The 17,032-nt window shown below is 73.3% G+C and carries 18 protein-coding genes and 1 pseudogene; 10 read left to right on the top strand and 9 right to left on the bottom strand.

Going from position 1 to position 17,032, the window contains the following annotated elements; genetic code table 11:
* Positions 1–366: 366 nt before the first annotated feature.
* On the bottom strand, positions 367–1,023 hold the full coding sequence (gene msrA, locus MKK60_RS15720; RefSeq protein WP_243987076.1) for a peptide-methionine (S)-S-oxide reductase MsrA: 657 nt from the start codon (positions 1,021–1,023) through the stop codon (positions 367–369).
* Between the two features lie 82 nt (positions 1,024–1,105).
* Entirely contained in the window at positions 1,106–1,426 is a 321-nt protein-coding gene (locus tag MKK60_RS15715; protein WP_147728517.1) for a PetM family of cytochrome b6f complex subunit 7, read from the bottom strand.
* 132 nt (positions 1,427–1,558) lie between these two features.
* On the opposite strand from MKK60_RS15715, the gene MKK60_RS15710 reads away from it, so the two are divergent.
* On the top strand, positions 1,559–2,257 hold the full coding sequence (locus MKK60_RS15710; RefSeq protein WP_243951650.1) for an HAD family hydrolase: 699 nt from the start codon (positions 1,559–1,561) through the stop codon (positions 2,255–2,257).
* A 394-nt stretch (positions 2,258–2,651) separates the two neighbouring features.
* Positions 2,652–2,972 (top strand): hypothetical protein, encoded by a 321-nt coding sequence (locus tag MKK60_RS15705; protein WP_243937044.1) that lies wholly within the window; start codon positions 2,652–2,654, stop codon positions 2,970–2,972.
* Between the two features lie 54 nt (positions 2,973–3,026).
* Here the strand turns inward: MKK60_RS15705 and MKK60_RS15700 are convergent, their stop codons facing one another.
* The 3 genes from MKK60_RS15700 to argH form a co-directional block, all read right to left on the bottom strand.
* Positions 3,027–3,713 (bottom strand): invasion associated locus b family protein, encoded by a 687-nt coding sequence (locus MKK60_RS15700; RefSeq protein WP_243938328.1) that lies wholly within the window; start codon positions 3,711–3,713, stop codon positions 3,027–3,029.
* Between the two features lie 150 nt (positions 3,714–3,863).
* Entirely contained in the window at positions 3,864–4,148 is a 285-nt protein-coding gene (locus MKK60_RS15695; protein WP_243987037.1) for a hypothetical protein, read from the bottom strand.
* Positions 4,149–4,243: 95 nt separating this feature from the next.
* On the bottom strand, positions 4,244–5,635 hold the full coding sequence (gene argH, locus MKK60_RS15690) for an argininosuccinate lyase (protein WP_243937027.1): 1,392 nt from the start codon (positions 5,633–5,635) through the stop codon (positions 4,244–4,246).
* 146 nt (positions 5,636–5,781) lie between these two features.
* On the opposite strand from argH, the gene MKK60_RS15685 reads away from it, so the two are divergent.
* Positions 5,782–6,441, top strand: a complete 660-nt coding sequence (locus MKK60_RS15685) for a TlpA disulfide reductase family protein (RefSeq protein WP_243938377.1) — start codon at positions 5,782–5,784, stop codon at positions 6,439–6,441.
* A 142-nt stretch (positions 6,442–6,583) separates the two neighbouring features.
* Positions 6,584–7,135: a PAS domain-containing protein gene (locus MKK60_RS15680; protein WP_147844284.1), complete on the top strand. Its 552-nt coding sequence runs from the start codon at positions 6,584–6,586 to the stop codon at positions 7,133–7,135.
* A gap of 90 nt (positions 7,136–7,225) precedes the next feature.
* Here MKK60_RS15680 and MKK60_RS15675 read toward each other — a convergent pair whose 3' ends face one another.
* A complete protein-coding gene (locus MKK60_RS15675; RefSeq protein ID WP_243987034.1) occupies positions 7,226–8,530 on the bottom strand; it encodes an MFS transporter in 1,305 nt (434 codons plus the stop codon).
* Between the two features lie 100 nt (positions 8,531–8,630).
* Between MKK60_RS15675 and nhaA the strand changes: the two genes are divergently transcribed.
* Positions 8,631–9,803 (top strand): Na+/H+ antiporter NhaA, encoded by a 1,173-nt coding sequence (gene nhaA / locus MKK60_RS15670; RefSeq protein WP_147844285.1) that lies wholly within the window; start codon positions 8,631–8,633, stop codon positions 9,801–9,803.
* A gap of 583 nt (positions 9,804–10,386) precedes the next feature.
* A complete protein-coding gene (locus tag MKK60_RS15665) occupies positions 10,387–10,548 on the top strand; it encodes a hypothetical protein (protein ID WP_187274899.1) in 162 nt (53 codons plus the stop codon).
* Between the two features lie 8 nt (positions 10,549–10,556).
* On the opposite strand, the gene MKK60_RS15660 is transcribed toward MKK60_RS15665, so the two are convergent.
* From MKK60_RS15660 to MKK60_RS15650, 3 genes and pseudogenes are all read right to left on the bottom strand, one after another.
* Positions 10,557–11,489, bottom strand: a complete 933-nt coding sequence (locus MKK60_RS15660; protein WP_409567409.1) for a metallophosphoesterase family protein — start codon at positions 11,487–11,489, stop codon at positions 10,557–10,559.
* A gap of 87 nt (positions 11,490–11,576) precedes the next feature.
* The gene (locus tag MKK60_RS15655) at positions 11,577–12,020 is read right to left on the bottom strand and encodes a DMT family transporter (protein WP_147729846.1); all 444 of its coding nucleotides are present in this window, start codon (positions 12,018–12,020) and stop codon (positions 11,577–11,579) included.
* Between the two features lie 97 nt (positions 12,021–12,117).
* Positions 12,118–12,597 (bottom strand): annotated as a pseudogene (locus MKK60_RS15650) (VIT family protein); the annotation flags it as partial.
* A gap of 464 nt (positions 12,598–13,061) precedes the next feature.
* Between MKK60_RS15650 and MKK60_RS15645 the strand changes: the two are divergent.
* The 4 genes from MKK60_RS15645 to MKK60_RS15630 all read left to right on the top strand — a co-directional run bounded on the left by MKK60_RS15645 (position 13,062) and on the right by MKK60_RS15630 (position 17,014).
* Positions 13,062–13,823 carry a lysophospholipid acyltransferase family protein gene (locus tag MKK60_RS15645; RefSeq protein WP_243987030.1) on the top strand — a complete coding sequence of 254 codons (762 nt, stop codon included), beginning with the start codon at positions 13,062–13,064 and terminating at the stop codon, positions 13,821–13,823.
* Between the two features lie 24 nt (positions 13,824–13,847).
* Positions 13,848–15,152 (top strand): 3-deoxy-D-manno-octulosonic acid transferase, encoded by a 1,305-nt coding sequence (locus MKK60_RS15640; protein ID WP_147860394.1) that lies wholly within the window; start codon positions 13,848–13,850, stop codon positions 15,150–15,152.
* Positions 15,152–16,150: a tetraacyldisaccharide 4'-kinase gene (gene lpxK, locus MKK60_RS15635; RefSeq protein WP_243987028.1), complete on the top strand. Its 999-nt coding sequence runs from the start codon at positions 15,152–15,154 to the stop codon at positions 16,148–16,150. The genes MKK60_RS15640 and lpxK overlap by 1 nt, the downstream gene beginning before the upstream one ends.
* Positions 16,151–16,321: 171 nt before the next feature.
* On the top strand, positions 16,322–17,014 hold the full coding sequence (locus MKK60_RS15630; protein WP_147727247.1) for a 50S ribosomal protein L25/general stress protein Ctc: 693 nt from the start codon (positions 16,322–16,324) through the stop codon (positions 17,012–17,014).
* Positions 17,015–17,032 lie beyond the last annotated feature (18 nt).

Genomic DNA, 17,032 nt, shown 5'->3' with positions numbered 1-17,032 from the left:
TAAAGGCCGGCCGGCGACGCGACGGGTGCTCCGCGGAGGCTCGACGATCGGCAGGATCCGCCGTGGATCGGCGCAAGACACCTGAGGCGGGATTCTCGAGGCAGGCAGGAAGGCGAACCGGATCCGACCAGAGACGCACATCGAGCCCGAGGTCCGATCGAACGCCGGAGCGGTCGTCCTCGATCGGGGAGCCCGGCCGTCGGGCGAAGGTCCGCGCGGCATCGTCAACGCAAGGCTTCGTCGCCCGAGGACGCCGGCTTGGCGGAGCGCCCGCCTCGCGGCCGCGGCCCTGCGAGGCGGGGTCGGCGGCGACCGGAGCCGAACGCGATGCGCGGTCCGCGTTCGGCCGCTAGCGTTTGCGGGAGGCTAGGCCGCCACGCCGGTCCCGATCGGGCAGGCGACGCCCGTGCCGCCGAGGCCGCAATAGCCGGCCGGGTTCTTGGCCAGGTACTGCTGGTGGTAGGCCTCGGCGAAGTAGAAGATCTGGCCGGAGACGATCTCGGTGGTGACGTCCGGGAAGCCGCGGGCCTTCAGCGCGGCGGCGTAGGCCGAGCGCACGGCCTTGGCCGTCGCCTCCTGCGCGGGATCGGTGAGGTAGATGCCGGACCGGTACTGCGTGCCGACGTCGTTGCCCTGGCGGTACCCTTGCGTCGGGTCGTGGCTCTCGAAAAAGGTCTTGAGCACGGATTCGAGCGGCAGCACCGCCGGATCGAAGGCGACCAGCACGACCTCGTTGTGCCCGGTGCGGCCGGAGCAGACCTCCTCGTAGGTCGGGTTCGGGGTGTACCCGCCCTGGTAGCCCACCGCCGTGACGAACACGCCCGCGGGCAGCTGCCAGAACTTGCGCTCCGCGCCCCAGAAGCAGCCGAAGCCGAGGCCGATCATCTCGGTGCCCGGCGGGTACGGGCCCTTGAGCGGGTTGCCGTTGACGAAGTGGGTCTCGGCGGTCGGCAGCGGATCGGGGCGGCCGGGCAGCGCGTCGGCCGGGCTCGGCATCTCGGCCTTCTTGCGGAACATCTGCAGCATCGGGCATCCTTCGGGCGGCGGGTTCGCGTCAAACCCGTATATGGGGTCGCCCGCCCGGTTGATGAAGCGGCCGGTCGCCTCAGGAGCGCGTGAGGAACCCGATCGGCTCGCGCGCCGGCTGCCCGAGCCAGAGCAGCACCGCGCCGAGGCCGAGGCCGAGCAGCGAGGCCGGCGCCAGGGTGAGCGGCAGCACCGCGAGGTTCCACAGCCACGGCGCCACGCCCTCGACCGTGGCCTGGAGCGCGCTCGCCTTGTCCTTGAACAGCGTGAACAGCAATTCGCTCAGCGGTGTGATCCGCAGGCCGTTGTTGGCGACCGAGCGGGCGCCGTCGTAGACCAGGGCCACGAAGCCGCCGGCCAGCAGCACGAAGCCGAGGAGGCGCAGGAGGAAACGGAACATCGTCGGGTCTCGGGAGCACGCGCGTCGGCCGGTCCGGAGGGCGTACGAGCCCCGCCCCCGCCGCGCAAGCGGTTGCCGCGCCCGCGCCCGCCGTGCCACAGGGGCGGCCCCGGCGACAGGAACCGACCACCCGTGACCATCCGCGTACAGGCCCCGGTGCCGCCGGCCCTCGTCATCTTCGATTGCGACGGCGTTCTGGTGGACAGCGAGCCCCTGAGCCTCGCCTGCCTCACCGCCGGGCTCAACCGCATCGGCGTCGCGATCGACGTCGAGACCGTGCGGGCGCGCTTCGCCGGCACCTCCATGGCCTCGATCATGGGCCACGTCGCGCGCGACTACGGCGTCACGGCGCCCGATGGGTTCGTCGCGGCGGTGAAGGCCGAGACCCTGGCGATCTTCGACGCGGAGCTGCGCGCCATGGCCGGGATCGCCGAGGCGGTGGCCGCCCTCTCGCTGCCGACCTGCGTCGCCTCGAGCAGCGATCCCGTGCGGCTGCGCCACTCGCTCGGCCTCACCGGCCTGCTGCCGCTGTTCGACGGGCGGATCTACTCGGCGGTCGAGGTCGCCCGCGGCAAGCCGTTTCCCGACCTGTTCCTGCACGCCGCCGCCCGGATGGGGGTCTCGCCCGACGCCTGCCTGGTGATCGAGGACAGCGTGCCCGGCGTCACCGCCGCGCGGGCGGCCGGGATGCGGGTGCTCGGCTTCACCGGCGGCGGCCATTGGGGCCACGACCGCGACGGGGCCGACCTGCTCGCGGCCGGGGCCGCGCGGGTCTATCGCGACCACCGCGACCTCGCCGCGAGCCTGGCGGCGATCGGCGCGCAGGGCTGAGGCAGGATCGGGCTGCCGCCCGGGACGGCGGCGCGGGTTTGTGTCCGAAAACTGCAAAAAAACGGAAACGGCTTCCTTTGACGCCGCGCCGGCAAATCTCCATCTTAGCGAGGTCGGGCGATGCCAAGCATCGCCGACCGCGGTGATTTGAGGAGCATCGCTTGCGCCGCGTCATCAAACGCTAAAGCACTGCCGGACGACGCCGTCCTGCGGTCCTTCAACGTCAGGAGGACTCCTACCGTGATCCGATACCCCTCGACCCCCGCTCTCCCCGTGCACGGCGCGCGTATGCGCCGGCCTCGTGGTTGCTGTCGCGGCTGACGTTCGCGCGCCGACAGACGATCCGACCGCCCAGCACCGCCGGCATCGCGACCGGCCCCGGGAGACATCCGTCATGCCACAGCTTCATCCGGCCGCGCAGGCCGCCCCGACGCACGACCTGTTCGCCGACCACCTGACCCAGCGCGCCCGCAACCGCCTGCACGCGGAGCCGCCGCCGACCCGGATCATCGAGGTGGGCGAGATCGCCGCCGGCATCGCCGTGCCCGAGCCCGGCGGGGTGCGGTTCTTCTCCTCGGCCCGTGCCTTCGACGAGCTCGACGGCACGGTGTTCCGCAGCACCGAGCAGGCCGCCCGCGCCGCCCGCGAGCGGTTCCGAGCCCGCACCCGGGTGTCGGGCGCCCGACCGGGCGGGGGCAGGCCGGCCGCGGTCTGAGGGGGGCTACCCTTCTCTCCCTCCCCGCTTCAGGGGGGGAGGGAGGATCCCCCCTTACTTGCACTCCTCGCGGGTGCGCTTCATCGCCTCGCCGAAGCCGGCCAGCGCGTACTCGTCGCTGGTCGGCCGGCCGCGCATCGAGATGGTCTTGACCAAGAGCTTGGGCACCCGGCCGCTCATCTCGGAGACGACGCGGGCCTCCTCCGAGGGGTTCTGGAGCCAGGCGTTGCCGTCCTTCACCACGAGGCCGTAGCGGGCGCTGCCCAGGGTGATCGCCGGGTCGCTCGGGGCGGCGGCGGCACCGGGCCTGGCCTGTGCGGCCGCGGGCTTGGACGGGAAGCCGAGCATCACCGCGATCTCGTTCTGGACGTTCTCGCCCTTGCGCACGGTGACGAACAGGTAGGCGGTGTCGCGCTTGAGCGTCGCCGGCGAGCGGGTCTGCGGCTGGGCGATGGCGTAGCACAGGCGGGTCTTGCCCTGGCCGCTGGCGAACACGTTCCAGTCGCCGAAGATCGCCACCGGCGTCGCCTGCTGCATGCCGGGCGGCGTCGGCGCTTCCTTCGGCGTCCGCTCGCGGCCGCCCCGGCGGCGGCGGTGGGAGGCGGCGGCCGGCGCCTCCGCGTCCTGCGCCGAGGCCGCCGAGATCCCGAGCAGCCGCGCAACCGTCGGTGCGCTGCCGGCGGGCAGCAGGCACGTCAGCGCGAGCGCGCCGAGCGGGAGCAGGCAGAGGGCTGAACGCATCGTCACTTCCCGGTCGGCTGGCCGGCGCGCCGGGCGCGCCGAGGGCTCGGTCGGCGCGACACCGGCACCGGACGCGGGAGTCATGAAGCCTGCGCGCCGCTTCGGCAAGATGGGGTCTCGGGCCGCCCGGATCGGCGCCGCCCGGCGCCGTCAGCCGGCGTGGATCTCAGTGGCGGCGTTCTGGGCCGCCATCGCCGCGACCGGCAGAGCCGGCGCCTCGCCGAGGTCGATCCGAACCGGGGGTTGCGGCGCGGTCGGCGCGGGGGCCGGCTTGGGCTGGGGATCGTTGTAGGGCGTGTTGTAGCCCTTGCGCACGGCGGCCCAGTAGGCGTCGCGCGCGAGGCCGGAGCCGACGAGGGCCGCGTCGATCATCGCGGTGGCGGTGGCGGCGAGTGCCGGGGTCTCTTCCGGCTTCGTCCAACTCTCGACGGGCATGCTCGCGGTCTCCGATGCGCTTGCGCCGCTGTAGCAGGGCTTACCTAGCTAGACCGTGAACGCGCCAGGCGGCTTTCGGTTGCTGTGCACCATTTTCAGGCAGCCGGCTCCGCGAGCCGCGCGAGCCAGCCCTCGGCCTGCGCGCGGACGTTGGCCGGGGCGGTGCCGCCGAAGCTGACCCGGCTCGCCACCGAGTTCGCGACGCCCAGCACCGCGTAGACCGCTTGCGTGATCTGCGGCTCCGCCTCCTGCATCTCGGGCAGCGACAGCGCCTCCAGCCCGACGCCCTTGGCCGAGGCCATGCCGACGAGGCGGCCGGTGACGTGGTGCGCCTGGCGGAACGGCAGCCCGAGCTCGCGCACCAGCCAGTCGGCGAGGTCGGTCGCGGTGCTGTAGCCGGAGCCCGCGGCCCGCGCGAGGACCTCCGCGTTCGGCTCGAGGTCGCGGACCATGCCGGTCATCGCGGCCAGGCACAGCGACAGCGCCTGCAGCGCGTCGAAGGTGCCCTCCTTGTCCTCCTGCATGTCCTTCGAATAGGCCAGCGGCAGGCCCTTCATCACCGTGAGCAGGCCCATCAGCGCGCCGACGATGCGCCCGCTCTTGGCCCGCACCAGCTCCGCCGCGTCGGGGTTGCGCTTCTGCGGCATGATCGACGAGCCGGTGGTGTACCCGTCCGACAGCTTGACGAAGTCGAACTGCGCCGAGGTCCACACCACCAGCTCCTCGGCGAAGCGCGAGAGGTGGATCGCGCAGATCGAGGCGGCCGAGAGCGATTCGAGGGCGAAGTCGCGGTCGGCGACGGAGTCGAGCGAGTTCGCCGTCGGGCGGTCGAAGCCCAGCGCCGCGGCCGTGGCGTGCCGGTCGATCGGGAACGAGGTGCCGGCGAGCGCGGCCGCGCCCAGCGGGCACTCGTTGAGCCGGGCGCGCGCATCGCGAAAACGGCCGCGGTCGCGCGCCAGCATCTCGACATAGGCGAGGCAATGGTGCCCGAAGGTGACCGGCTGGGCCGATTGCAGGTGGGTGAAGCCCGGCATCACCGTGCCGGCATGGGCCAGCGCCTTCTCCGCCAGCGCCCGCTGCAGCCCGGCGGCCTGCGCGTCGAGGTTGTCGAGGGTGTCGCGCACCCACAGCTTCATGTCGGTGGCGACCTGGTCGTTGCGCGAGCGCGCGGTGTGCAGGCGCCCGGCGGCCGGGCCGACGATCTCGGTCAGCCGGCTCTCGACCGACATGTGGATGTCCTCGAGCTCGCGCTTGAACACGAAGCCGCCGGACTCGATCTCCGCCTGCACGGCCTTGAGGCCGCCCTCGATGGCTGCCACATCGTCGGCCGGCAGGATGCCCTGGGCGCCCAGCATCGCGACATGCGCCAGCGAGCCGCGGATGTCCTGGGGGGCGAGGCGCTTGTCGAATCCGATGGAGGCGTTGATCTCCTCCATGATCTCGGCGGGGCCGCTCGCGAAGCGTCCGCCCCACATCCGGTTGCTCATGGTCTTCCCGATCCTTCCGCTCGCGCTCGAGCATTCCCCGTGATCCCGCGATCACGGGGAATGCGCCCGCCTCTCGTGTGGTCGCATTCTCTTCACGCGCGCCGGCATCCGCCGCGCTCGAAAATGCTCTGGGGTACGCAACGATGATGCCTGGACGATTGATGGGCGCCGCGATCGGCGCCGGCCTCGTCACCGCCTTGGCCGCCGGCCTCGCCCTATACGGGACCGGTGCGGGGCCCGGCAACGCCCCCGCGCCCTGTGCCGCCTCGGCCGCCGCGGTGGCCCGGGTCGACGCCGCCGCCCGCGGGGACGTCGTGGCGATGCAGGCGCCCGAGAAGGCCCGGCCGGCACCCGACATCGCGTTCAAGGGGCCGGGCAAAGCGGCGAAGGACGGGGGAGGGGAGGCCGACCTGCGGCTCTCGGATTTCCGCGGCCGCCTCGTCCTCCTGAACCTGTGGGCGACGTGGTGCGCGCCGTGCAAGGCCGAGATGCCGGCCCTCGACCGGCTCGAGGCCGCGCTCGGCGGCAAGGATTTCGCGGTGGTCGCGATCAACCTCGACACGCGCAACCTCGACAGGCCGCCGGTCTGGATGCGGGACAACGGCATCGCGCGGCTGGCCTACTACGCCGATCCCGGCGGGCGCGTGCTGCCGGCGGTGCAGCGCGACACCGGCTCGCCCGGCCTGCCGACGACCCTGCTGGTCGACCCCGCCGGCTGCACCATCGGCGTGATGAAGGGGCCGGCCGAATGGTCGAGCCCGGACGGGCTCGCGCTGATCCGGGCGGCCCTCGGGCGCACGTCCTGAGCCCGCTTCGGAGCGCGGGCGCGCTGTCCATTGGACTTTAAGGCAAGGCGCGAAGCCGGGGGCCGGCGGATGATTTGCCGCGATGCCCGATTGCCTGAGGCCGGACCCTGCGCCATAGCTCGGCTATAGCCGAGGTTGGGCCATGATCTTCGTAACGGATGCAGCCGGAAAGGTGGTCTATCTCAGTGATGAATGGACTGTTCTGACCGGTCAGCAGATCGAAGACGTATCGCAACAGGGATGGAGCAAGGTCATCCATCCGGACGACCTCGCCGTCGTGCGGACCGTGGTCGCCGAGGCGAGCGTCGCCCGCAGCGAGTTCACGGTGCGCTATCGCCTGCTGTCGCCGGACGGGCGGGCGACCTGGGTCGTGGCCGGCGCGGTGCCGTCCTTCGGGCCGCCCGAGCGGACCTTCCTCGGCTTCTTCGGCTCCATCAGCCGGCTCGCGTCGCCGCCGCCCAAGAGCACGGCGACCGGGTCGCTCGGCCGCTTCACCCTGCCGTCGCCGGTGGCGGATTCCGAGCCGCGCTCGGTCTTGGAGCTGGTCGCCGACCACCTGATCACCGCGCACGCGCTGATCATGCAGGGCGGCGGCACCTGCGCGCTGGCCGCGGTCGAGGTCGCCCTGCACGAGGTCGGCCGCGAGCTCGTCCGGGCCTCCGCCACCGCGCAGGACGGCTCGAACCTGCATTAAAGCCTCGTCGCGCGCGGCGGATTCCGGCTCGCGTGAGGACGATGCGATCTCACGACAGGCCCTGACGGCGCGGCGTCGGTTCGGCGCGCCTCACGCCTCGGTGTCGGCGTCGAGGTCGCGCCCGCGGGTCTCGTGCATCATCCAGGCGGCGATCGTGCCGAGCACGCTGAACGCGACGAGGTAGTAGGCCGGCGCCAGCCGGTCGCCGGTGATCGCGATCAGCTTGTTGACGACGTAGTTCGTGCTGCCGCCGAAGATCGAGACCGAGAAGGCGTAGACGATCGAGAGCCCGGCGCTGCGCACCGCCCGCGGCAGCGATTCGGGGATCGCGACGATGATCGCCGCCGCGTTGATCGAGGACAGCGCCGACATCAGGAGCGTCACCGCGTAGACCGAGGCCGCGGTCGGCGCCTGCGCCAGCCACCAGAAGGCCGGCACCGCCAGCACCACGATCGCGGCCCGCGGCCACACCAGCACCGGGCGCCGCCCGAACCGGTCGGCGAGCCAGCCGCCCAGCAGCGGGAACACCACCGAGGCGAGGCCGAGGGCGATCGGCACCGCCGTCGACACCGTCTCGGTGAGCCCCAGGGTGGCGTGCGCGTAGACCGGCATGTTGGTGCCAATGGCGTTCGAGACGGTCGAGGCGGCGATGACGACGAAGGTCAGGAGCAGCAGGCGCCCGTGCTCGCGCAGCAGCCGCACCACCACCGCGCCGGTGGAGGCGGCCGCCGCCGGATCCTCGCCCTCGCCCGCGGTCTCGGGCAGGTGGCTGCGGATCACGAGGCCGACCGGCACGACGCCGATGCCGAGCAGGAACATGACGCGCCAGCCCCAATCCGCCATCGCCGCCTCGCCGAGGACGATGGTGAGCCCCGTCGCGACGATGCCGGCGAACAGGGCGGCGCAGCCCTGGCTCGCGATCTGCCAGCTCGCCACGAAGCCGCGGTGCCTCGGGGGCGCCGCCTCCAGCAGGTAGGCGGTGGAGGGGCCGACCTCGCCGCCGAGCGCCAGCCCCTGGATCAGCCGCCCGACGATGACGATCACCTGCGCCCAGCCGCCGAGCGTCGCGTAGGACGGCGCCAGCGCCAGCATCAGCATGCCGACCGCCATCAGCGCGATGGTGATCAGCATGGCGGGCTTGCGCCCGGCCCGGTCGGCGAAGGCGCCGATCACGATGCCGCCGATCGGCCGCATCACGTAGCCCATGCCGAACAGGGCGAGCGAGGCGAGCAGGCTGTCGGTGGCGTTGTCGGACGGGAAGAACGCCGCGCCGATCGGCACGGCGAAGAAGGCGTAGAGCGTGAAGTCGTAGAACTCGAGCGCGTTGCCGAGGACCACGGCGCCGACAGCCTTGCGGTTCAGGGCCGGGTGGTCCGGTGTCGTCGTGGCGGTCATCGCGCGTCCTTGCGTCATCGGTGCCCGCATAGACGTCCCGAGCCCGGACCGCCACCGGCAGGGCTTGCCCGTGGGCGCAAACCCGGGCACCCCCGGCGCCATGACGAAGCCGCGCCCCCGTTCCGCGATCCGCGCCGCGCTCGCGAGCGAGGCGGCCGGCGGCCTCGTGCTGATGGCGGCCGCCGCCTGCGCCCTCGTCGTCGCCAATACCGGGCTCGCCGGGACCTACGCCCAGGCGCTGCACGCGCCGCTCGGCCCGTTGAGCATCCAGCACTGGATCAACGACGGCCTGATGGCGGTGTTCTTCCTGCTCGTCGGCCTCGAGATCAAGCGCGAGGCGCTGGACGGCGCGTTGCGGACCTGGCCCGACCGGGCGCTGCCCGGCATCGCGGCGCTCGGCGGGATGGTGGTGCCGGCCCTGGTCTACCTCGCCTTCAATGCCGGCGCCGGGACCGCGCGGGGCTGGGCGATCCCGGCGGCGACCGACATCGCCTTCGCGCTCGGCGTGCTGGCGCTGCTCGGCCGGCGGGCGCCGGTCTCGCTCAAGATCCTGCTCGGCGCGGTGGCGATCGTCGACGACCTCGGCGCCGTGCTGATCATCGCGCTGGCCTATACCGGCGGCCTCGACCCGACGATGCTCGGGCTCGCGGCCGTGGTGCTGGCGCTCCTCGTCGGCCTGAACCGCTTCGGCGTCGTCGCGCTCGCGCCCTACCTGCTGCTCGGCCTCGTGCTCTGGGTGCTGGTGCTGCGCTCGGGCGTCCACGCCACGGTGGCGGGCGTGCTGCTGGCGCTGACCATCCCGATCCGCGTGAGCCCGGGCCGGCCGGAGGACGCGACCTCGCCGCTGCACCGGCTGGAGCACGCAATCACGCCTTTCGTCGCCTTCGGGATCGTGCCGCTGTTCGGCTTCGCCAATGCCGGGGTGCCGCTGCGCGGCCTGTCGCCCACCGCCTTCCTCGACCCGGTGACGCTGGGCGTCGCGTTCGGGCTGTTCCTCGGCAAGCAGGCCGGCGTGTTCGCCGCCCTTCGCCTCGCGGTGGCGCTCGGCCTCGCGCGCCGGCCCGGCGGGGCGAGCTGGGTCCAGGTCTACGGCGTCGCCGTGCTGTGCGGCATCGGCTTCACCATGAGCCTGTTCATCGGCGCGCTCGCCTTCTCCGATGCCGCCCACGAGACGGAGGTGAAGCTCGGGGTGCTCGCCGGCTCCCTGCTCTCCGGCCTGGTCGGCGCCGCGATCCTCGGGCTCCCGTCCGCGCGGAGCCCCGCCCGGGCCTGAGCCGGGTCCGGCGAGCCGGCTGGCGAATCCTCGAAAACGCCCCTTGCCAGCGTGGGCCGGGCGGGTCTAGCCTCTCCTCGTGGCGACGCGGCCCCCCGATGCGAGGCTCCGTCGCCGGAGCGAGACGAAGAGGAGGTCTGCCATGCATGCAAGCCCCACCCACGTCCATTCCGCCGACACCGGTGCCGGTGACCAGGACGATCCGCCGAGCGTCCATCGACAGGGATAGAGGTTTTCGGGAGGGTTTTAGGCGCCCGACCCCGCGGCCCCGAGCGCCGCGGGACGCGCGCCGGACAGCACCCTCGAACCCGGGAACGTGGCCCCTGCCACCGGCCCGTCGGCGAAAGCCGGCGGGCTTTTCGTTCGTGCCTCCCGCTTGCCGCCACGGTGCGAAGCGCGCCGCCCGCGCGTCGTCCCGTGCTCCATGCCGATCGAATGCAAAATTACTTACGTATCCGCGCCGCGCCGCCCTTGCGCGCGGAAGCCGAAGCGGTAACGTCGGGCATCATTACAGGATCGGAGAATCACCGCGGAAGAAGAGCGACGGCTAACGATTCGGTCAACGCAGCACAGGATGGTCCCCATGTCCGAGACGATTCGCGTCAAGCCTACCCAGGACGGCACCTATACGGTCTATCGTGGGTCCACCGCCCTGATCTCCGGCCTCACGCGCCTCCAGGCCGAACGCTACGAGGCCAGCATCGGCGACCGCCGGCGTTCCGGGCTTCTCGCCGCCACCGCCTGAGCCGAACGTCAGCCCAGCGCGAGCGGGCCGAGATCCATCACGGTTCCGCCCGCTCCGATCCCGCGCTGCGCCGCCGAGACGACGTGGCGCCCCCCGCTCTCCGAGAACGCGTACAGGATGTAGGCTGCCCGCCGGGCGGCCTCCGACCCGTGCCCGCCGGCCTGCGCGCCGGGCCGCGCCGAGGCGGATGCGCCGCCGACCACCGGGATCGCCCGCCCGCCCGGCCCCGCCACGTGGGCGACGCTCGCCACGTGGTTGTGCCCGTGCAGGACGAGGTCGGCGCCGACGCGGCCGAGCATCGCGCTGAAGGCCGCGGCATCGCGCAGGTCGCGTCCCGGGCTCGCGCCGCCGGGATGGGGCGGGTGGTGGATCATCACGACGCGCGCCGGCCGCGACGGGTCGGTCGCCAGCGTGCGCAGGAGCGATTCGGCCGCCGCGATCTGGCGCGGCCCGAGCCGGCCGGTGGCGACGAACGGCACCGTCGGGATCGCGCTCGACAAGCCGACCAGAGCCAGCGGCCCGCGCCGGCGCAGATAGGGAAACGTGCCGCTGCCGCCGGCGTCGTCGGCGGTCCAGGCACCGCAGGCCGCGAGCAGGCCCTCGAGGGAGCCGCGCACGTAGGCGTCGTGGTTTCCCGGCACGAAGCTGACCGCCTCGGGCGTGCCGAGCGCTTCCAGGAAGATGCGCGCGGTGTCCCACTCGCTCGGCAGGCCGATGTTGCACAGGTCGCCGGTGCAGGCGACGTGGTCGGGCGCCTGCAGCTTCAGATCGGCGACGAGCGCGCCGAGCACGTCCATGTCGTGGCTGCGCGAGCGCCCGCGGCGCCAGTTGGCGTAGCCCGTCGCGCGCTTGCCGAAGAGCTGGCGCAGGCGCGGCCGCGGCAGGGGGCCGACATGCGGGTCGGTGAGGTGGGCGAGGCGGAAGGACACGGGGGACCGCATCGCGGTTGAGGCCGGCCGCGTCAAGCGAGCCGGCGCGTGCCGCACGCCGCGCGACGATCGAGGTTCATGCCGCGCGACGATCAGGGTTCATGTGAAGGCGACCATCCCGACGCCGACGATCATCAGGGCTGCCCCGAGCACGCGCCACAGGCTGGCCGGATGGACCTCGAACCCGACCCAGCCGTAGTTGTCGAGCACGATCGAGGCGACGACGCCGACCGTCACGATGAGGCCGAGGAACGACGCGGCGCCGATCGCGGGCGCGGCGTAGAGCTGGGCCAGGATCAGCAGGACGCTGAGGCAGCCGCCGAGCCAGCCCCACCAGGGCACCGCCGCGACCTGCTCCCAGCTCGGCACGGCGAGCTTGCCGAATGCCAGGCCGCCCAGCAGCATGAAGGCCGTGCTGACGAAGAGGATCACCACGGCCGCCGTGACCGGCAGGCCGAAGGTCTTCGAGAGGGTCGCGTTCTGCCCGGGCTGGATCGCGTTCGCGAGGCCGGCGAGGACGGTCAGTCCGTAGAGATACCACATGACCCGGTATCGCGCGGCCGAACCGCCCAGTTTCCCGATTCGGATCGCCTGCGACGAAATGGTGGCGGCCGGCGCCCCGTCGGATCGGGCGACGCGCTCAGGCGCTGCCGATCAGCACCCCCACCGCCAGCACCAGCGCGCCGCCGAGCACGATCTGCAGCACCGCGCGGCCGAACGGGGTCGCCATGTAGCGGGTGCGGATCGCGGCGATGGCGAGCAGCTCGATCGCCACCACCAGCACCGCGAGGCCGGTCGCGAGCGCGAAGGCGTTCGGCCAGTGGCTCGGGATCGCGTAGGGCAGGGTGTGGCCGAGCCCGCCGAGCGCCGTCATCGCGCCGCAGACCAGGCCGCGCATCCACGGGCTCCCGCGCCCGGTGACGCGGCCGTCGTCCGAGAGCGCCTCGGTGAAGCCCATGCTGATCCCGGCCCCGAGCGAGGCCGCGAGCCCGACGAGGAAGGTCGCGCCGTTGCTGTGCGTGGCGAAGGCGGCGGCGAAGATCGGGGCCAGCGTCGAGACCGATCCGTCGATCAGCCCGGCGAGCCCCGGCTGGACGTAGGCGAGCACGAAGGCGCGGTGGGCGTCGTCGTGGGGTTGCGGGGTATGGGGGTCGACGACGAGGGTCGCGTCCATGATCGATATCCTATTTAGATCGATTCCAAGCTACACATTGGAATTGATCCAAACAACCCGTTTCGCGCGGTTTCGAGGTGTTTTCGGGCACGCCGCGCAGCGATCGGCCGCCCCGGAACGCCCGGTCTCGGTTGCGCGGGCCGAGGCGACGGGTCTAGACAGCCACCGGGCGGCGCAGGACGGTGCCGTCCCGCTGTCGCGTCCGAACTGCCCGACCCGTCGCCAGGCGCGGTCGGCGCCTTGCCGCCCTCCGGCCGTCGCGCCCCCGCGCAAGCCCGGCCGAGCCTCGGAAAGCGAGACATGAATCCCACGCCGACCGTTCCCGCCGTTCGCGTGCCGCAGCATTGCGCGGCCTCGCCCGGCGATCGCGGCCCGTCCGCACGGGGCCGGGTGCGCCGGGCTTCGGCACGATGAGCCTGGGCAAGCGCGTCATCCGCCATCCGGCCGTGCAGGGCGCCCTGGGACGGCTCGCGGCCGGCTATCTCACGCTCGTGCGCCGCACCAACCGCTTCACCGTCGAGCCCGCCGGCGCCGATCCCTGGCTCGACGGGATGTCGCCGTTCATCGCCGGGATGTGGCACGGCCAGCACATCATGGTGTCGTTCGCCGGGCGGCCGGTGGACCGGGTCGCGACGATCATCTCGAAGAATCCCGACGGCAACATCAACACCATCGCCCTGGAGCGGATGGGCGTGCGGGTGATCCGCGCCTCCGGCGCCCGCGGCCGCGTGGTCAAGGACGCCAAGGCCAAGGGCGGCGCCGAGGGCCTGCGCGCGATGATCCGGGCCCTGAAGAACGGCGAGATCGTCGCCTTCTCGGCCGACGTTCCGAAGGTCTCGCGCCGGGCCGATGCCGGCATCCTCACCCTGGCGCGCTTCTCCGGCCGGCCGATCGTGCCGGTGGCGGTGGTGACGAGCCGCCACATCCGCTTCGGCAGCTGGGACCGCGCCTGCCTCGGGCTGCCGTTCGGCCGCGGCGCGGTGGTGTTCGGCGAGGCGGTCTTCGTGCCGCGCGATCCCGACCCGGAGACGTTCGAGGCCCTGCGCGCCCGCCTCGAGGCCGAGATGAACCGGGTCCACGACCGCGCCTACACCCTCGTCGGCCGCCTCGACCGGGTCGGGGACAACTGGCTCGGGGCCGCCGCCGCCGCGCCGCGCGCCGAGGCGGCATGAGGAGCCCGGCATGAGGATCCGGGCATGAGGGCGCCGCCCCTCACCTTGGCCCTCAAGGCCTATCGCGGCGGCCTGTGGCTCGGCGAGCCGGCGGTCGCCGGCCTGCTGGCGTGGCGGGCGCGGCAGGGCAAGGAGGACCCGACGCGGCTGCCCGAGCGCCGCGGCCTGCCCGGGCGGGCGCGGCCGGTCGGGTCGCTGGTCTGGATGCACGGTGCCTCGGTCGGCGAATCGCTCTCGCTGGTCGGCCTGGTCGAGGGCATGATCGCCCGCGGCTTCTCGGTGCTGGTCACCACCGGCACCCGCAGCGCCGCCGAGCTGATCGGCGCGCGCCTGCCGGCCGGCGCCGTGCACCAGTACATGCCGCTCGACGCGCCGCGCTGGGTCGAGCGTTTCCTCGACCATTGGCAGCCCGACCTCGCCCTGGTGGCCGAATCCGAGATCTGGCCGAACACGGTGGTGGCGCTGCATGCCCGCGCCATCCCGCTGCTGCTCGTCAACGGGCGGATGTCGGAACGCTCGTACGCGGGCTGGGCGCGCGCGCCGCGCACGGCGCGGGCCCTGCTCGCGCGGATCGCGATCTGCCTGACGCAGACGCGGGACGACGCCGAGCGCTTCGTGCGCCTCGGCGCGCCGCGGGTGAGCGTGGCGGGGAACCTCAAGTACGACGCCGCCGTTCAGCCGGCCGATCCGCAGCAGGTGGCCTATCTCGGCGACATGATCGGCGACCGCCCGGTCTGGGTCGCGGCGAGCACCCATCCGGGCGAGGACGCGGCGGCGGCCGAGGCCCATGCCGCGCTCAAGGGCCGGTTTCCGCGGCTCCTGACCATCGTCGCCCCGCGCCACCCCCATCGCGGCGGCGAGGTGGCGGCCTGCGCCACGGCGCAGGGCCTGCGCAGCGCGCGCCGCTCGGCGGGCGGGCGCCCGCACCCGTCGATCGACCTCTACGTCGCCGACACGATCGGCGAGCTCGGGCTGTTCTACCGCCTGAGCCCGCTGGTGTTCCTCGGCGGCTCGCTGGTGCCGCATGGCGGCCAGAACCCGATTGAGCCGGTGCGCCTGAGCAGCGCCGTGCTGCACGGTCCGCACACGGAGAATTTCACCGAGGTCTACCGCGCCCTCGATGCCGGAGGGGGCGCCGCCGCGGTCGCCGACGCCGCCGAGCTCGCCGCGACGCTGGCCGACCTGATGGCCGCCCCCGACCGCATCGACGCGATGACCCGGGCCGGGCAGCGCGCCCTGGTGCCGTTCGAGGGCGCGGTGGAGCGGACGCTGGCGGTGCTCGACCCCTTCATCGCCCAGATGAAGCTCGCCGCCTTCCACCACGGCTGATGCGCCCGCCGCGCTTCTGGCAGGACGGCCCGGACCATCCGGCCGCACGTCTGCTGGCGCCGCTCGGGCGCGCCTACGGCCGCCACACCGCCGCCCGCATGGACCGGCCCGGCGCGCGGGCGGAGTGCCCGGTCCTGTGCCTCGGCAACTTCACCCTCGGCGGCGCCGGCAAGACCCCGAGCGCGATCGCCCTGGCCGCGCTGCTGCGCGACCTCGGACGGACGCCCGCCTTCCTCAGCCGCGGCTACGGCGGGCGCCTGCCCGGGCCGGTCCTCGTCGATCCCGCCCGCCACGGCTGGCGCGACGTCGGCGACGAGCCGCTGCTGCTCGCCCGCCACGCGCCGGTCGTCGTCGCCCGCGACCGCGTCGCCGGCGCGCGCCTCTGCGTGGCGGCGGGCGCCGACGTCGTCGTCATGGACGATGGCCTGCAGAACCCGACCCTGGCGAAGGACCTCGCGCTCGCCGTCGTCGATGCCGGCGTCGGCACCGGCAACGGGCTGGCCTTCCCCGCCGGGCCGCTGCGCGCGCCGCTGGCGCGGCAATGGCCGCATGTCGGCGGCCTCGTGCTGATCGGCGAGGGCAGGGCCGGCGAAGGCGCGGCCGGCGAGGCGGTGGCGGCGCAGGCCCTGGCGCGCGGCCTGCCGGTTCTTCGCGCCCGCCTGGTCCCCGAGGGCGCCGCGGTCGCCGGCCGCCGCGTGCTGGCCTTCGCCGGCATCGGCCGTCCCGAGAAAGTCTTCGCGTCGCTGCGCGAGGCCGGCGCCGAGATCGCCGCGACCCGCAGCTTCCCCGACCACCATCCCTACCGCGACGCCGACCTCGCGCGGCTCGCAGCGGAGGCCGGCCGCCTCGGCGCGGAATTGGCCACCACCGAGAAGGACCACGTCCGCCTGCCCGAATCCTTCGCCGCGCGGGTGCGGGTGCTGCCGGTGCGCCTGGCCTTCGCCGATCCGGACGGCGTGCGGGCGCGGGTGCTGTCCGGGCTCCGGATCGGGCCGTGAGCCGCCGGACGATCCGCCCTCCGCGTTGCCATCGGGGCCCAACCCCGCTATAGGCGCTCCACGCCCGCCAGACACCCTTGGAGGCACGGGCGCGTGGGGTTTCGGTTCGGCCGTCCGTCTCGGGCGGCCTTCGTCGTTTCCCCGACCATTCATCAATCGAAGGATCACGCCATGAGCGCAGTCAAGACGCTTGAGGCCGTGGCACGCGACCGGGTCGGCAAGGGGGCCGCCCGGGCCGTTCGTCGCCAGGGCCAGGTTCCCGCCGTCGTGTACGGTGGCGGCCAGCCGCCGCAGTCGATCGCCATCGACCTCATCCGCACCCGCACCCTGATCTACGCCGGCGGCTTCAAGACCACGCTGTTCGAGATCAACGCCGGCGGCAAGAAGACCCGCGCGATCCCGCGCGACTTCCAGCTCGACCCGGTCAGCGGCGTGCCGATGCACGTCGACTTCCTGCGCGTCGTCGCCGGCCAGACCGTCACCGTCGAGGTGCCGGTGCACTTCCACAACGAGGACGCGGCCCCCGGCATCAAGCAGCAGGGCGGCACGCTCAACATCTCGCTGCACACCCTGGCCGTCGAGGTCGCCCCCGACCAGATCCCCGACGGGATCGAGATCGACCTCACCGGCCGCCAGATCGGCGACGTGATCCACGTCTCCGACGTCACCCTGCCGGCCGGCGTCACCTACACCGGCGAGGCCGCCGACCCGATCGCCAACGTCGTGCCGCCGACCGTGCTCGGCGCCGAGGTCGAGGCCGAGGAGGCCGCGATCGCCGAGGCGCAGTCGGCGGAAGCCGAGGCCGAGAAGGTCGAAGCCGAGGCCGAAGAGGCCGAGGCCACCGAGGAGAAGAAGGAGGACTGAGCCCTTCGCGGGCGCGAT

Origin of the sequence: Methylobacterium sp. J-092, assembly GCF_022829325.1 — a bacterium.
GTDB lineage: Bacteria > Pseudomonadota > Alphaproteobacteria > Rhizobiales > Beijerinckiaceae > Methylobacterium.
The sequence above is the reverse complement of the archived record's forward strand: the minus strand, read 5'-3'. Positions and strand labels throughout refer to the sequence as shown.